Source organism: Neglectibacter timonensis (assembly GCF_900048895.1).
GTDB lineage: Bacteria > Bacillota > Clostridia > Oscillospirales > Acutalibacteraceae > Acutalibacter > Acutalibacter timonensis.
This window is the reverse complement of sequence record NZ_LT160639.1, coordinates 228416-240918: the sequence shown is the minus strand read 5'-3', so window position 1 is coordinate 240918 and position 12503 is coordinate 228416. Positions and strand designations below refer to the sequence as shown.

12 protein-coding genes are annotated in these 12503 nt (G+C 52.6%); 6 read left to right on the top strand and 6 right to left on the bottom strand.

What is annotated here, in order from left to right; genetic code table 11:
- Positions 1-18: 18 nt before the first annotated feature.
- Complete coding sequence (locus BN3911_RS06230; RefSeq protein WP_066862860.1) at positions 19-2469, top strand: transglutaminase domain-containing protein; 2451 nt, start codon at positions 19-21, stop codon at positions 2467-2469.
- Between the two features lie 73 nt (positions 2470-2542).
- A complete protein-coding gene (locus BN3911_RS06225; RefSeq protein WP_147578537.1) occupies positions 2543-2989 on the top strand; it encodes a DUF4190 domain-containing protein in 447 nt (148 codons plus the stop codon).
- A gap of 45 nt (positions 2990-3034) precedes the next feature.
- Here BN3911_RS06225 and BN3911_RS06220 read toward each other — a convergent pair whose 3' ends face one another.
- The 6 genes from BN3911_RS06220 to BN3911_RS06195 form a co-directional block, all read right to left on the bottom strand.
- Positions 3035-3520, bottom strand: coding sequence for an RNA polymerase sigma factor (locus tag BN3911_RS06220; protein WP_066862854.1), 486 nt, complete (start codon positions 3518-3520; stop codon positions 3035-3037).
- 80 nt (positions 3521-3600) lie between these two features.
- Positions 3601-4593: a sensor histidine kinase gene (locus tag BN3911_RS06215; RefSeq protein ID WP_066862851.1), complete on the bottom strand. Its 993-nt coding sequence runs from the start codon at positions 4591-4593 to the stop codon at positions 3601-3603.
- A 12-nt stretch (positions 4594-4605) separates the two neighbouring features.
- On the bottom strand, positions 4606-5277 hold the full coding sequence (locus BN3911_RS06210) for a response regulator transcription factor (RefSeq protein ID WP_066862848.1): 672 nt from the start codon (positions 5275-5277) through the stop codon (positions 4606-4608).
- Positions 5270-5977, bottom strand: a complete 708-nt coding sequence (locus BN3911_RS06205) for a YjjG family noncanonical pyrimidine nucleotidase (RefSeq protein ID WP_066862845.1) — start codon at positions 5975-5977, stop codon at positions 5270-5272. Before BN3911_RS06205 ends, BN3911_RS06210 begins: the two co-directional genes overlap by 8 nt.
- 30 nt (positions 5978-6007) lie before the next feature.
- Complete coding sequence (locus tag BN3911_RS06200; RefSeq protein WP_066862842.1) at positions 6008-6712, bottom strand: YjjG family noncanonical pyrimidine nucleotidase; 705 nt, start codon at positions 6710-6712, stop codon at positions 6008-6010.
- A 215-nt stretch (positions 6713-6927) separates the two neighbouring features.
- Positions 6928-7233, bottom strand: coding sequence for a DUF1294 domain-containing protein (locus BN3911_RS06195; RefSeq protein WP_066862840.1), 306 nt, complete (start codon positions 7231-7233; stop codon positions 6928-6930).
- Between the two features lie 199 nt (positions 7234-7432).
- Here BN3911_RS06195 and BN3911_RS06190 point away from each other — a divergent pair, with 199 nt between their 5' ends.
- The 4 genes from BN3911_RS06190 to BN3911_RS06175 all read left to right on the top strand — a co-directional run bounded on the left by BN3911_RS06190 (position 7433) and on the right by BN3911_RS06175 (position 12301).
- Complete coding sequence (locus BN3911_RS06190; protein ID WP_066862837.1) at positions 7433-8701, top strand: glycoside hydrolase family 10-like protein; 1269 nt, start codon at positions 7433-7435, stop codon at positions 8699-8701.
- 285 nt (positions 8702-8986) lie between these two features.
- Positions 8987-9535, top strand: a complete 549-nt coding sequence (locus BN3911_RS06185) for a helix-turn-helix domain-containing protein (RefSeq protein WP_066862835.1) — start codon at positions 8987-8989, stop codon at positions 9533-9535.
- 135 nt (positions 9536-9670) lie between these two features.
- Positions 9671-11335: an AMP-binding protein gene (locus BN3911_RS06180; protein WP_242871100.1), complete on the top strand. Its 1665-nt coding sequence runs from the start codon at positions 9671-9673 to the stop codon at positions 11333-11335.
- Between the two features lie 144 nt (positions 11336-11479).
- On the top strand, positions 11480-12301 hold the full coding sequence (locus BN3911_RS06175; protein ID WP_066862826.1) for a sugar phosphate isomerase/epimerase family protein: 822 nt from the start codon (positions 11480-11482) through the stop codon (positions 12299-12301).
- Positions 12302-12503 lie beyond the last annotated feature (202 nt).

The following is a 12503-nucleotide window of genomic DNA, read 5'->3' as shown; positions in this document are numbered from 1 at the left end:
ACATAGAAAGGAATTAAAATGGGAAAGAAACACACAAGGGGTATTTCCTGCCTGGCATTGCTTCTGACGGCGGCCCTGCTGCTCAGCGGATGCGCCGGAACGCCGGAACGCAGCCCACAGGAGGGGAGCTCCTCCGGCGGAACAGCGGTGTCAAGCGCTGCTGCGGCAGACGGCGTCAAAGCAAATGGCAGCTATATCACACAGGAGGAACTCCTGACAGAGCTGGAAAAGAAATATGGCGGCCAGGAAGGTAAGGTGGAGTACGGAGAGCCAATTTCCGGACTTGCGCGGAATGGAACGCTGGATCTGAAATTGGGGTTTGACCTGAAGAAGTCCGGCATGGAGAAGTACAGTGAGGTGGCAAACCTGTTCTGGGACGCTGAACTCACACAGGCTGTGGATTTTCGGTATGACTATGATGAAGCGGCCGGGAAACTGACTCTGAAGCCTGGGCCGTACAGCGTGGGCGGCATTTATGTCAGCTCATTGACCACGGAAGAGGTCAGGGAATACCCTCATGACACGATCTCTCTTTTCTCAAAAGGCGCCTATGAGGACTGGGGCAATGTGGGTAAATTTTATCTGGTTCAGTATGTGGATGATCAAACCGGGAAGAAGCTGGAGAAGCCTGTGGTGAGGATCGTCACCACGCAGGGAGAACTGGAAGCGCCCAGAATTGTGTTTCAGCCGACAGAAACAGGGCTGGCAGGTTTTCGCTGGAATGCGGTGAAGGGGGCCCAGGCTTATGTGGTGTTTAAAATATCCAGGGACGCAGATGGAGGATATTCCGGCGGAGTGACCCCTATTGCCATGACAGGGGAGACCTTCTGGAGATCGGAGGCGCCTACTTTTTCCAGCTACTCTCAGGTGAACAGCGATTTCCGCCAGTTCCGTTATTCTGAGGATGACTGGGCGGCTGACCGCGTTTATGAAAAGGAAGGGCTCACCGAAGGAAAAGCGGTTGCCGACAGTTCAAACAATTACAGCTTTGGTGTGATTGCTCTGGGCCAGGACGGTACGTCTGTGTTCAGCAATCTGTATGAGGCGGAGGAACTTGCCCCCAATCTGCCCTATGCGGAGGCAGCTGCCATTTCCAAAAAGAATGGCTTTACCAATGATTGTGCGGATATCGGCCTGGCGCCCAGCCATGTATGGGTGACCATGTGTGATGGTACTACTGCCCGGAAACTGATCAATTATGAGGTGGACAGCGCCAGGGTGGAGACCAACCGCTATTTGAATATCGATGAGGAAACCGGCGAATATGTCAGCGGGGAGGATCTTGATGTACTTCAGATTCCCTATACGGTGGAGGGCGCTCCGTTCGAATATGTGCTCGAAGTAGTGGATTACGACAAAAGTACGATAGAGCAGGATATGAAGACGCTGCGGGAGCGTCAGGAAAGCCTGCGCCAGCGTTCCGGCAGTACAGAGGTTACGGGAGAAGCCGGAGACCTGGAGGGGGCCGCAGAACAGGTTCGGGAATTTTCCGGTGAAACCGTTACGGCCAACAGTACGCTCAGCGAATACTTGGCGCGCTGCATGCTGGGTCGGACCGGGCTTATCGATCTGACAGGGGTCCCGGGCAGCGGTGATGCGGACCTGGTGGCAGACGCTCTGCTGGAGGCATATTACCAGAACCCGCTGATCCTGGGCCTGCAGGGATACCGGATCAATAAGGATGCCACCAAGCTGAAGATCACCTATGAGGAGGATGCTGCCGAAGCAGCGAAAAAGCAGCAGGAGATCAAGGCAAAGGTAAGCGAGGTCACGGCGGAGATCATCACTCCCGGAATGACAGACCTGGAAAGGGAACTGGCAATCAACAGCTATCTATGCGATACCATTGAATACGATATGGCTGCATTGGAGAATGCGGAGCAGTACAATTATGCGAAGACCGACCCGGAGTTCAACGATTCCTTTACCGCCTATGGAGCCCTGCTCAAAGGAAAATGCGTCTGTGCCGGCTATGCAGCGGCCTTTAAGCTGCTGGCTGATTCTGCCGGGCTGGAGAGCATTGTGGTTACCGGCATGCTGGAAGGCACCATGTCTCATGCCTGGAATAAGGTGAAGCTCGACGGGACATGGGAGGTGGTGGATTCCACCAACAACGACAACGAAGAACTTTTCAACGCCCTGTTGAATATCCCCGGAACAGCCAGCCGCCTGACCCTGGTGGAGGATAAGCAGTATGTGCTGGACAGTGTGATTCCCAATTATGCTCTGGGGAGTGAGGACAGCAGGGAATACTATCATATCAGCGACAAATTTTTCCCGGTGAATGCCATTGCCCAGGAGCTGGCCTCCGAATTGAAGGCGGAAGGCAAAGCTACGCTGCGCACGGAATATGATTTGACGGACGGAAGCTTTCAGCAGATCGCCCAGGAGGTTTATCGGCTGATGGAGGATGATGTAAGCCTGAGCGGATACTTTTGGATGGGGGTAATCTACCTGGAGCAAGTTTGAACAGTTTATCCAAATGCAGGGCGGTCCGCTGCTGAACTGCCCCGTCTATCCTCTTGGAAAGGAGAGATTCAGATTGAAACAATGTTATCGATGCGGAACCTGTTGGCAGGAGGAGGGACCAGTCTGCCGGATCTGTGGAGCGGATCTTACCAGAACGCCGTCCACACCCGGGCCTCAGCCGGAACAGCCGTCAATGCCGTCTGTTCCCCCTGCTCCGCAGATGATGCCTGTGCAGCGGTATCCCGGTCCCTTATCCTTCCGCAAGCAGAAGCCCTTTACCCAGGCTGACCTCTGCACGGTGCTGGGTTTTACTTCAGCCGTCATGGGCTGTTTTTGGGGCAGTGTGCTGCTGCTTCCTCTGGGGCTTGTCACCTCCGTCCTTGGGTACCGGAGGGACAGAACCAAGGGGCTTGCCGTGGCCGGGATTGTCATCTCTGTAATCGGCCTGCTGATTAAGGTAGTGAATATCCTGTCCCAGGCGGTTTATCTGCCCCCATGGTTCACCAATGGGATCTGGTGACAATAAAGCAGGAAGCGGAGGACGTTAAGTCCTCCGCTTCCTGCTTTATTCCTGCAGAAAATCCTTCAACTGCCCCCGGGCGCGGGAGAGCAGGGATTTAACTGTACCTTCCGGCCTCCCCAAAATAGAGGCGGTTTCCCTGACAGTATACTGTTCAAAATAATAGAGCTGCACCACGTCCCTGTACGCCTGGGGAAGAGCCTGAACTGCTTGGAAAACAGGACTTTCGGAAGGGAATGCCTGCAGCTGTTCAGGCTCTTCCCGGCCATAAGTCTCCATGGAGAAAACCTTCCGGCGCCAGGCGCTGCTTTGATGCCTGTGACAGCAATTGATTGTGACCCGCAGCAGCCAGGCTTTCAGATGTTCGGCTGATTTGATTTTGTGCCGATATTTGACCAACCGCAGGAACACTTCGCTGAATACATCGTCTGCATCGGCAGGCTGGCCTGTTTTCAGCAGGGCCAGACGGTATACCATATCGGCATGCTCCTCCACAGCCTGTTCCACATCAATACTGTAAGGTTCTTCCATTGTTCCACTGCCTTTAAAATTGCTGATAATGTTAAAAGTATAACATGTAGAAGAAACGGCGTCAACGTGTGGCAAGGATGCTATTCCCTGCCCAGTTTCGGCCTGTGCAGGTAGAGCCGTACTTCTGTGCCGTTTCCGGGTTCAGAGTCGATTTCGATGCGATTCTGCAGTTTATCCAGGATAACTTTAGAGAGGTACAACCCCAGGCCGGTAGATGTCTTTTCCCTTCTGCCGTTATAACCGGTAAAGCCCCGTTCAAACACACGGGGCAGGTCTTCCGGAGAGATACCGGCTCCGGTGTCCCGCAGATAGAGCACGTCGTCCTGATCCATCCATATGGTCACGCCGCCCTGTTTGGTATATTTCAGGGCGTTGGAGAGAAGCTGCTCCAACACGAAAAGAAGCCATTTTTCGTCGGTGATCACCCGGTTTTCAAACTCCTTCAGATCCAGAGAGAGTTTTTGGTAGATAAACAGAGGAGCGAATTTTTTGACCGCCTGCTTCACAACCTCCCGAACGGGGAGAAGCTCCAGCCTCAAGTCAGAGCTCATAGTTTCCAGGCGGAGATAGCCCAGCACCATTTCCACATACCGTTCCACTTTGAATAATTCTTGCTTCAGAACTTCACCGGTCTCCACGGGATGGGACTGCAGAATCAGCCGCATGGCTGCCAGAGGAGTTTTGATCTGGTGTACCCAAAGGGTATAATATTCCAGCATATCGTTCTGCTTTGTGTCCCACTGTGTCTCAACCTCCCTCAGCTTTCGGCAAAGTTCCGAACAGAGTTCAACCAGCTGTTCTTCCGAAAGGGTTCCCTCAAAGCTGGGGACTTCCCAGGCAGTGAGCAGGTTTTCTTTCCATTCCTCCAGTATGCGGTACCGGCGCAGATAGGCGAGAAAGTCAGGCAGTATAAAGAAGATCAGCGCCAGGACAAGAGAAACGGCGGCGGTGTAAAGCACAGCCTCCAGCGGGAGGGAATAAAGATAAAACACCAGCGCTGCCACGGCAAACAGCATGCAGAGGGCAAACAGCAGTTTCCGGTGATCCTTCACATAACGTTTCACAATTTTCATAGGATTTCTCCGTCAGGGAATCAGGTAGCCGAGTCCCTTTTTTGTCACAACAAAATCGCGCATCCCAGCTTCCTCCAGCTTCTTTCGTAACCTCGTCATATTTACTGTCAGCGTATTGTCATCGATAAAACTGTCGCTTTCCCAAAGCCGGGTCATAATGTCGCTGCGGCTGACGACGTGGCCCGCGTTTTCCATCAGAATCTGAAGTATTTTAAAGTCGTTTTTTGTCAGATCCAGCTTTCTGTCCTGAAAGGTGAGGGAGGCGTCGCTTAAATTCAGCATGACGCCGCCGTGTTCAATAAAATTAATGCTGTTCTGGAAGGAATAGGCCCGACGAAGCACAGCCTGCACCTTGGCGGTCAGTACCGACAGATCAAAAGGTTTGGCAATAAAGTCATCCCCGCCCAGATTCATAGCGGTGATGATATTCATATTGTCCGAGGCGGAGGAGAGAAATACCACCGGCACCTTGGAACGCCTGCGAATTTCCTCGCACCAGTGATATCCGTTGTAATGTGGAAGCCCGATATCCAGCAGGACCAGCTGAGGATCAAAGGCCAGAAATTCCTCCAGCACCCGGCCAAAGTCCACGGCGGCCTTTATTTCGTAACCCCACATAGTGAGATGGTTTACAACCGCTTTGGAGATGACGGGATCGTCTTCCACCAGAAAAATTTTATTCATTGCAGAGAAACCTCAAAATTTCTTCATAACTGCGCGCCAGAAGGGTGTAGGGGACCTTGTTTTTGTTTTCCGCAACCGAAGGCGCGTACCAGATGCTGTCGAGGCCGGCGTTGGCAGCCCCCTGGATGTCAGAGGAGAGAGAATCTCCGATGACCAGGCCTCTTTTAGCAGAAAAACCGGGAATGCGGGAAAAGACATAATCAAAAAAGCGGATGTCCGGTTTGGCAAACCCGGTATCCTCTGAAATGAAGCAGTCCTCAAAATAGGGCTGCAGGCCGGAACGCTCCAGTCTGGTGCGCTGGGTACTGGCTTTGCCGTTTGTGATCAGGTAAAGAAAATATCCGGCGGCCTTCAGCCGCTTAACCAGCTCCTCCGCACCGGGCAGCAAATCCCCACCCTCTCCCAGCAGCGGGAAGTAGGCTTCATGCAGCGCCTGCGGGTCCCCGGAAAGCCCGTTTTCCTGCAGAAAATCGGCAAACCGGCCCAAATACAGCTGAGGTCTTGTACATTCGCCGCGTTCCAGCTTGCCCCACCAGTTTTCATTGTTCTTCCGGTAGGATTCCAAAAGCTGAGCTGAATAGGGCTTTTGTAAATCCAACCCTTGGGCGAAATAAGTGCGTTGGAAAGCATGGGCACAGGCTGTTTCAAAATCCAGAAGGGTGCCGTCGGCGTCAAACAGCAGGAATTGATAGCGTTTCATGAGCGGTAGCTTCCTTTCTTCAAGGGTTCCTCAGGGCAGCAGAATACGGAGAATGTCCCCGTAGTTTTTCGCTTCATAGGTGTAAGGCACGGAGACGGGATTTTTCCAGGAACCGTCGGGATGGTACCAGATACTGTCCAGCCCGGCATTTTGCGCGCCCTGAATGTCAGAGGCCAGAGAATCCCCAATCACGACGGCCCGTTCCTTCTGGAAACCGGGAATGTGGGAGAAGACATACTCAAAATACAGCGGGTCAGGCTTGGCCGCGCCCACAGCCTCGGATACGAAATAGTCTTTGATGTAGCTGCCTATTCCGGAATGACCGATGCGGGTGTTGGCCGTGCCCGCGTTCCCATTGGTGATGATATAGAGGGGATATTCACTGGAAAGCAGTCGGAGCATTTCCTCTGCACCGGGATAGAGCACGCCTCCTTGGCCCAGGAACGCGAAGTAATCCTCATTCATTTGGGCCGGGTTTCCGGAAAAACCGGTCTCAGCAAGAAAATCGGCGAAACGGCCCAGAAACAACTGGGATTTTGCACACTGACCGGCCTCAAATCGTTCCCACCACTTGTTGTTGTGCTTTTCGTAGAGCTCCAGCATAGCGGGAGTATAGGGGATGAGCTTGTCGAACCCGCAGTGCCGGTACAGCTGCTCAAAAGCCATGAGCATATCCGCGTCGAAATCCAGCAGGGTGTAGTCCAGGTCAAACAGGAGAACGTCGTAGGGCTTCATAGGAGTCACTCCTTTCCAACGGTATTTTCATGGGGTGAAAAGAGGGGAAATCAAAAGATTGCAGCCAGGCAATAGCCGGAGATGGGCCGTGCAGATACAGAAAGTGCCCAGTTTAACCTTTGTCTGTTACAAAAGTCAGGCTGGACCAAGAAACAGGGTGGAAAGCCGGTTCAACAGCGTGCCGGGAACGGCGGCGGGCTTGAGAGCGAACGGGCTTATGATATTCCGCCCTGAAAGCACCCAGCCAAAGGCGGCAGGCACAGCAGAGCTATGTGGAAAGCCAGGAACAGTGGCATCAACACTGTAAATTTGCGGTGCTTCGTCTTATGACGGAACAAGAACATTCCCAACAGCCCGCCCAAGCTTCCGCCAAAAAAGCCGAAGAGCAGAAGCGCCCGCTCGGATATTCTCCACTGTCCTTTCACTGCCCGGCGTTTGTCCAGTCCCATCAAGCAGAAGGAAAGGAGGTTCATAGCCAGCAGAAATCCCAGCAGAAGCGTTTCTGATAAATGGAAAGGCATGGGTTGTCCCCCTTCTTTCAGTGTGTCTGTCACGGGCCTGTAACCGGGAACCGGCATCTGGCGGCAGGCCTGCAGAAAAAGCTGCTGTCTACACTTGTGTGAAAACCTGTCCATTTCAGGTATTCACGCAAAGCAAGGCGCATAGGTATTATCAAATGATACCTGAAAATAAAAGAGCTGTCAACGGAAAGGAACGCCTATGGGAAAGTTCAATTTTAGAAAATACTGCTATGTCTTTTTATGGCTTGCTCTGGTGATGACGGTAGGAGGAGTATGGCTGTTTGGCGGAATGCAGCAGGGAAAAGGCGCGTCTTCCATCTCCTCATCAAGCGGGGAAAACAGCGCGTCCCCTGCTCCGGCAGAGCACACCCTGACCCCTCCCCTGCAGCAGGAAAAACAGGAAATGGCAGGAGTCTGGGTCCCCTATATGTCCCTCACGACTCAGGAGCACACTCAAGAGGCTTTTGAGGACAATTTTCGACGGATTGCGGATACTGCGAAAGAAAAAGGGATCAACACCCTGTTTGTTCATGTCCGGCCATTTTGCGACGCCCTATACCCCTCAGAGCGCTACCCCTGGTCCCATTTGTTGACAGGGGAACAGGGAAAGGACCCGGGATACGACCCGCTCCAATTTATGGTGGAATATTCCCATAAGAACGGAATGGAGTTTCACGCGTGGATCAATCCGCTGCGGATAAAGACTGCAGAAACGCCTGCCACGCTGTCACCTGACAACCCTTATCTCTCCCTGCGGGAAGATTCCCCGTATTACTTTATGGAATATGAAGGCGGAGTTTATCTCAATCCCGCTTATCCATATATCCGTACCCTGATTGCCGACGGAGCTGCAGAAATCGTGGAGCGCTATGAAGTGGACGGCATCCACTTCGATGACTATTTTTATCCCAGCCAGGAGGAATCCCTAGATGCGGAAGCTTACCAGCTGTACGCACAGACAGTGGAAACACCCCTCACACTGGAGGAGTGGCGCCGGACAAATGTGAGCGCTTTGGTGGCTGAGGTCTATGAAAAGGTCAAACAGGCAAATTCCGGCACGGTATTTGGAATTTCTCCTCAGGGGAATATTCAAAACGATGAGGCTATGGGCGCGGATGTAAAAAGTTGGTGTGCGGTTCAAGGCTATGTGGATTACATCTGTCCTCAGCTCTATTATAGCTTTGAAAACAAGGCGCTGGGTTATTCAGAGGCTTTGAAAGAATGGATGGCCCTGCCAAAGCATGAAGGCTTGAAGGTATATGCGGGCCTGGCCCTTTACAAAGCAGGCAGCGATGCGGACGAGGGAACCTGGCAGATGGACAGCGACATTATCAGCCGGCAGATTGAAGCGGCACGGGAGGTGCAATGCAGCGGTGTGATTCTCTACTCCTCCGATTATCTCGATGCGGAGCAGACGCAGAAGGAAGTGGAAAATGCCATGGCTGTGCTTGCCGGCGATGAGGAATAGGATCGATTGGCATGCCGGAAGCCCCATTTGGCAGGGGAAGGATAATGGGCGTGAGAGCTGCACGATAAAGGGATTAGGCGCACTGCGGAAACTGGCGGTGCGCCGTTTTTCGTTTCAGACCTCTGCTTTATTTCCAAAATGAGAAAATATGACAAATATAATTTTCTGGGACTACAAAAAAACTGTATAAGACACAGAGATGACAGCTCTTCGATTGACTAATACCGATTTAAAGTGATATAATCTCCTTTATATCGAAATTATTCAGAAAAGGAGTCAGGCGATATGTGTGAGATCAATGAGATCGGCGCTAGACTGCGAGAATTGCGGGAAACCAGCGATTATACTGTGGAGCAGCTGGCCGCCGAATTGAACGTAAGCCCGGAAGTATACCGTTCCTATGAACAGAACGGCAGGGATATCCCCATCAGCGTCATCTATGAGGTGGCGAACAAGTTCGGCGTGGACTTCGCTGAGATTGTCACCGGTACTCCCGCCCGCCTGGACACCTATCACATTGTCAAGAGGGGCCATGGCCGGGTGGTCAACCGGAACCCGGAATACCACTTTGAGGATTTGGCCTACCGGTATGCCGATAAAGTGATGCAGCCGCTGCTGGTGACCCTGGAGCCCACAGATACGCCTGCAAAGCTGATTACCCATACAGGCCAGGAATTTAATATGGTTTTGGAAGGCACGGTGGTAGTTTGCATCGGCGACAAGGAATTCACCTTGACAGCGGGAGATTCCATCTATTTCAACCCCACAATCCCCCACGGGCAGCGCTGCGGCGGGGAAGAAAAAGCCCGTTTCATAACGGTAATTGCGGAATAGCGGCGGGTATGGGATAAGCTGTTTCCAGTCAGGCGGACGTACCGCCGGATTGGAGCGGACGAACGGTGTGAAGAAAAAGTCTTTGGCGTACCTTTCTTCAGAAAGGTATAGAAAGGATGGGAAAAGCCAATGGATATGCTGTTACATAAATTCCTCCCGCGGATCGAATTTGATTCCTATGAGGATTTCAAAGAAAATTATAAAGTGAACGTGCCGGCGGATTTCAATTTCGGCTTTGATGTAGTGGATGCCTGGGCGGATGCGGAACCGGAAAAGAAGGCGCTGGTCTGGTGCAACGAAGAGGACGAGGAGAAAATTTTTACTTTCACCGATATCAAGCGCCTGTCAAACCGTGCGGCAAATTTTTTCAGGGATTTAGGTGTGAAAAAAGGCTCGGTGGTCATGTTGGTTCTGCGCCGCCGGTGGGAGTACTGGATTTGTGCCACAGCCCTGCACAAGCTGGGCGCTGTGCTGATTCCCGGCACGCTTCAGCTGACCAAGAAAGACATCGTGTACCGCGGCAATGCCGCTCAGGTCTGCGCTGTTGTCTGTGTCAACGACCCGTTTGTCATCTCCCAGGTAGAGGCGGCTGAAAAAGAGATCCCCTCCCTGAAAAATAAGATTCTAGTTGTGGAAAAGCGAGAGGGCTGGCTGGATTTAAACGAGGAGCTGGAAAAGTATTCCGAGGAATTCCCCCGTCCTTCTGGGGCGGAGGCCACCCGCTGGGACGACACCATGCTGGTCTACTTTACCTCGGGTACCACCGGGATGCCTAAGATGGTGCGCCACAATTTTTCCTATCCGCTGGGGCACATCGTCACGGCAAAGTATTGGCAGCAGGTAGAGGAAAATAAATTGCATATGAGCGTTTCCGATTCCGGCTGGGCCAAGTTCGGCTGGGGTAAAATCTACGGTCAGTGGGTCTGCGGCGCCGCTATTTTCTGTTATGACATGCTGGGAAAATTCAATCCCCGCCGGCTGTTGGAGCATCTGGAAAAGTACAGGGTCACCACCTTCTGCGCACCGCCTACCATGTTCCGCTTTATGCTGCAGGAGGATGTGACGAAGTTTGATCTTTCCAGTATCCATCACTGCTGTATTGCGGGGGAGCCGCTGAATCCTGAAGTATTTAAAAAATGGCATGAACTGACGGGATTAAAGCTTTACGAAGGCTTTGGACAGTCTGAAAGTTCTGTTATGCTGGCGAACTTCCAGTGGTTTGAGCCTATCCCCGGTTCCACCGGGAAGCCGTCTCCTCTTTACGACATCCAGCTAATCAGCCAGGAAGGCAATGTCTGTGAGGATGGTGAAGAGGGTACCATTGCGGTGATGGATGTGAAAAACCATCCGCCGGTGGGCCTGTTTACCGGCTATTATCTCAACGAAGAGATGACGAAGGAAAAGCTTGGCGGGCAGTATTATGATACCGGCGACGTGGCTTGGCGGGACAGCAACGGCTATTACTGGTTCGTGGGCCGCAATGATGATGTGATCAAATGCTCCGGCTACCGTATCGGCCCGTTTGAAGTGGAATCGGCCCTGGTGGAGCACCCAGCAGTGGTGGAATGCGCGATAACCGGGACTCCGGACCCGATCCGCGGCCAAGTGGTCAAGGCCACAGTCGTGCTGGCAAAGGGTTATGAGGGAACTCCGGAGTTGACCAAGGAATTGCAGAACTACGTGAAAAAGGCCACCGCGCCTTATAAATATCCCCGTGTGATCGAATATGTGGACGAGCTACCCAAGACCATCGGCGGCAAGATCAAGCGAGCGGAGATCCGCAAAGCGGATGAGAGCTGACCTACAGTCGGCCGGCTGCATTTAGGAAACAGACAGGGTCTGCTGAAAAAAGGGAAAAAGCGGTTTGCTTATCCCCGGCGGACGCCCTGTCTGTCTTTTTTAAAGAGGAACTGCAATTGGGAGAATGGGAAAGGGGGAGATATCATGAATGATCGGAAGCTGGGAGTTTTTCTCTGGTATGGGTATCGGATTCCTGTGCCGGAGCGGATCCGTCAGATCAGGGAGGCCGGCTTTGAGACGGTTCTGCACTGGTGGGACGATTCTTTTAGAGAGGAAGAAGGGCTTTCGAAGGAAGAACAGGCCTGCCTGATCCGCAGCGGAGGCCTTACTATTGAAAACGCCCATCTGCAATTTGACCGGGCCAATGACCTTTGGCTGGATACCCTGGACGGGCAGGCTTTGCTGGAACGGTATCTGTCCGACCTTGACGGATTGGCAGAGTTTCATATACCGGTTGCCGTGCTGCATCCTACACGGGGCTTTGCTCCGCCTCCGGTGACAGAGGCAGGGTTAAAACGAATTCGGCTTCTGGTGGACAGAGCCGAGAAGAGGAACGTCCGCATGGCCCTGGAAAATGTGCGGAATAATCAAACCTTGGTGCAGCTTCTCGACACAATCCCCTCTCCCATGCTGGGACTGTGCTACGATTCCGGCCACGATTTTGTATGGAGCGGCAAACCTTATGATTTGCTGAAGCGATATGGCCATAGGCTTTTTGCCGTACATCTTCACGATAACCGGGGACGTGAGGATGAGCATCTGCCAATCGGCGAGGGAGACGTGAATTGGGAGACTGTGCGACAAGGAATCGGGGATTCCGCATACGCCGGATCTTTTACCCTGGAGGGAGACAGCAACGTGATCCCGCCTACGCGCACTCCACAGGAACACTTGAAGCTGCTGTACGAGGGGGCCGGCCGGCTATTGTCTGGCTTTCCCGGGGAAGCGGACGCAGTGCGGCATTGACGGAAAATCTGGATTTTTTAAAAGAGCGCTGCGAGGCTGCAACGCTCTTTTTTCTTTTCCCTTTTCCTGCTATTTTAAAGTGGAGGAAAAGAGGAAAGATGAAGGTTGACATTTATAGAACAAGGTGTTAAGATGAAGCTGTAGGTAATAAAAGACAGAGACGGAGAGTTCGCGGAGAAAATCAGGAGCTTGGGCGGTCTTA

What these genes read in the sequence shown, in the direction of transcription:
- BN3911_RS06230 (WP_066862860.1), top strand. Translation starts at nt 19, where the DNA reads ATGGGAAAGAAACACACAAGGGGTATTTCCTGCCTGGCATTGCTTCTG.
- BN3911_RS06220 (WP_066862854.1), bottom strand. Translation starts at nt 3,520, where the DNA reads ATGGAAGAACCTTACAGTATTGATGTGGAACAGGCTGTGGAGGAGCAT.
- BN3911_RS06215 (WP_066862851.1), bottom strand. Translation starts at nt 4,593, where the DNA reads ATGAAAATTGTGAAACGTTATGTGAAGGATCACCGGAAACTGCTGTTT.
- BN3911_RS06210 (WP_066862848.1), bottom strand. Translation starts at nt 5,277, where the DNA reads ATGAATAAAATTTTTCTGGTGGAAGACGATCCCGTCATCTCCAAAGCG.
- BN3911_RS06205 (WP_066862845.1), bottom strand. Translation starts at nt 5,977, where the DNA reads ATGAAACGCTATCAATTCCTGCTGTTTGACGCCGACGGCACCCTTCTG.
- BN3911_RS06200 (WP_066862842.1), bottom strand. Translation starts at nt 6,712, where the DNA reads ATGAAGCCCTACGACGTTCTCCTGTTTGACCTGGACTACACCCTGCTG.
- BN3911_RS06195 (WP_066862840.1), bottom strand. Translation starts at nt 7,233, where the DNA reads ATGCCTTTCCATTTATCAGAAACGCTTCTGCTGGGATTTCTGCTGGCT.
- BN3911_RS06190 (WP_066862837.1), top strand. Translation starts at nt 7,433, where the DNA reads ATGGGAAAGTTCAATTTTAGAAAATACTGCTATGTCTTTTTATGGCTT.
- BN3911_RS06185 (WP_066862835.1), top strand. Translation starts at nt 8,987, where the DNA reads ATGTGTGAGATCAATGAGATCGGCGCTAGACTGCGAGAATTGCGGGAA.
- BN3911_RS06180 (WP_242871100.1), top strand. Translation starts at nt 9,671, where the DNA reads ATGCTGTTACATAAATTCCTCCCGCGGATCGAATTTGATTCCTATGAG.
- BN3911_RS06175 (WP_066862826.1), top strand. Translation starts at nt 11,480, where the DNA reads ATGAATGATCGGAAGCTGGGAGTTTTTCTCTGGTATGGGTATCGGATT.